The 2,222-nt window shown below is 67.9% G+C and carries 3 protein-coding genes; all 3 read right to left on the bottom strand.

Annotated features, from left to right (window positions below; genetic code table 11):
• Positions 1-7: 7 nt before the first annotated feature.
• Positions 8-550: a hypothetical protein gene (locus U9980_RS02540; protein ID WP_322766502.1), complete on the bottom strand. Its 543-nt coding sequence runs from the start codon at positions 548-550 to the stop codon at positions 8-10.
• 277 nt (positions 551-827) lie between these two features.
• Positions 828-1,658, bottom strand: a complete 831-nt coding sequence (locus tag U9980_RS02535; protein ID WP_322766501.1) for a helix-turn-helix domain-containing protein — start codon at positions 1,656-1,658, stop codon at positions 828-830.
• Between the two features lie 286 nt (positions 1,659-1,944).
• Positions 1,945-2,222: MBL fold metallo-hydrolase (locus U9980_RS02530; protein ID WP_322766500.1), on the bottom strand; the 278-nt coding region annotated here is incomplete at its 5' end.

The following is a 2,222-nucleotide window of genomic DNA, read 5'->3' as shown; positions in this document are numbered from 1 at the left end:
TTGGTGATCATGCCGCCACCGCCACAAGGGTCTCGATGCCGGTCGGGACACCAGCCGCGCGGGAAACACGCAGGCCCGGGGCGCACGCCTTCACGGGGACGTCGCCCAATCCGAGCCGCTGGTAGGTGGCGCGGACGGCGTCTAGGTCCGCGACGAGCCGGTTGGACTCGACCCGTTCGACCAGCCAGGCGCCGTACAGACCGGCCGGCAATCTGTCGAGGATCTTCTTCGCCCGGCGCCGGGTGCGGTCCGCGGCGCGGGCCTCATCGGCAGCCTGGTCGAACTCGCCGCAGGACACGGCGATGATCTCCGGGTCGAGGGCGTCCAGCTCGTCGGCCGAGAACACGGTCGCCGGGTCCACGACCAGGCGTGGCGCGTCGACCGCCACGGACTCGACAACCTGAACGGCTGTGGGAGCTGAAGCCGGGCGGGTGGCTGGGGTGGCCGGCTCCAAGCGGTTCAGGACTGCCTCAGCCGCGGCGAGGACCACCAGACGGACAGCGTGGGCCGCACGGTGGCGGTAGTGCGCGAGTGTGGTTCGGTGGGACACAGGTCTCTCCTCTTGCTGGTGAAGGGGTGGGACTCAGGTCCTGGTCGGAGGTGCGAACTCCGGCTAGGACCGCCCTACTTGGGCACTGCCCAAGTTAGTGCAGAGTTGGGGACTGCACAAGTAGGGTGCCTGCATGGATATGGATGTTGTTCCGAAGTTGTGGACCACCAAAGACATCGCCGAACGGCTCGCTGTCAGCTCCGAGCGTGTTCGACAGCTCTCCCACCGCGACGACTTCCCGAAGCCTGTGGGCGAAATCGGACACATCCGCATGTGGTCAGTTGTTGATATTGAGTCCTGGATCGCCGAGCACCGGCCGGAGCGGACCAGCACCGACACGAGTTGACCGGGCCGGTACGCCTACCGGAATCCGTCCCGCCCGCCGGGCCAGGAGTTCCCTGGTTGCCGCTACCGCCGTCGCGCCAACACCACCAGGGGCAGGTGGGCCGATCGGCGCTGAACCCCGCTCGGCTACGGGGAGCACGGGTCCGGGTTGGCGCTGCGCGGGTACGTAGAGGCCCGCCCAGATCCCAAGCCAGGCCGACCACCACACCGCCGGACGTGCCGGCTGGAACGCCCGGTAGGCCGCCGCGACCATCGCCGGGATTCCGACCCGGGCAATGATCGTCCGCACGTCGTCGGCCTGGTGGTCGTCCAGGGCGTAGGCCGCTCGCAGGCCGCGAGCGTGTAGGGCGTCGGCGAGCGGACGGAGATCGTCCGGGATGCTTCTTCCCCGTGGTCCAGAGCGCGGCGGCGTCCGTGTCGGAACAGACGCACATCGTGACGGGGTCTCGGGTGCGCGCGCACTGCCGCTTTTGATCTCTTTGGTACATGTACTGGTCGGGCGACATGCTGTCGGGGGTGCGGTGACATGGCGATCACTCGCGGCTGGCATCGCAATCGTGTACCAGTTCGACAGGCGGCCACCACCCGTGATCGTGGTGATGTGGCCGCCCTGCTCCAGCGCCCGTAGCGTGCGCTGGATCGACCGATCCGAACACCCCACAAGCCGGGCCAGTGTCGCCACAGCCGGGAACGCGCCCGTCCCATCCGCGTCAGCGAACGACGCGATCTCACAGAGGACAACCCGTTGGAGCGCCACGCTCACCGTGGCCCCGTTGACTGTTCGAGGGATCAGGGGCACCCGGGCGGCATGGGCCGAAGGACTGCGGTAGGTCGACCGCGGTCCGACAGACGTCTTCCCGCGTCCCTGGGCGCGGATCGGCGATCTGGGGTCGCCAACCTGCGGTATGTCAGGCGATGTATTGTCCCGCGCATCCAAGCAGGACGATGATGGGGCCAAGGCCGGGACCTCCATGGGTCTCGTGTCCGAGGCTCCGCTGTGGAGGTGTCAGCTCCCGGCGGGGCCGCCTAAAGGCAGCCCCGAGGCGGGCTCACCAGCCGCGGGCACGCCATTCGGCGAGCCGTGGACGCTCTCGACCCAACGTCGTATCGTCGCCGTGACCCGGATAGATCCATGTAGCGTCGGGTAGCGGGCCGAAGACTTTGTGTTCCAAGTCGTCCATCAGACTGGTGAACTCGCCCGGATTTGTTACCCGGCCAGGGCCACCGGGGAAGAGGCAGTCACCAGTGAACAGATGCGGCGCCGTCGGGTCGGCGTCGTAGAGCAACGCGATCGATCCGGGCGTGTGCCCGACTATGTGGATCACTT

The organism is Protofrankia sp. Cr1 (assembly GCF_963555865.1).
Lineage (GTDB): Bacteria > Actinomycetota > Actinomycetes > Frankiales > Frankiaceae > Protofrankia.
Note: the sequence above shows the minus strand (reverse complement) of the source record. Positions and strands in the feature narration are given on the sequence as shown.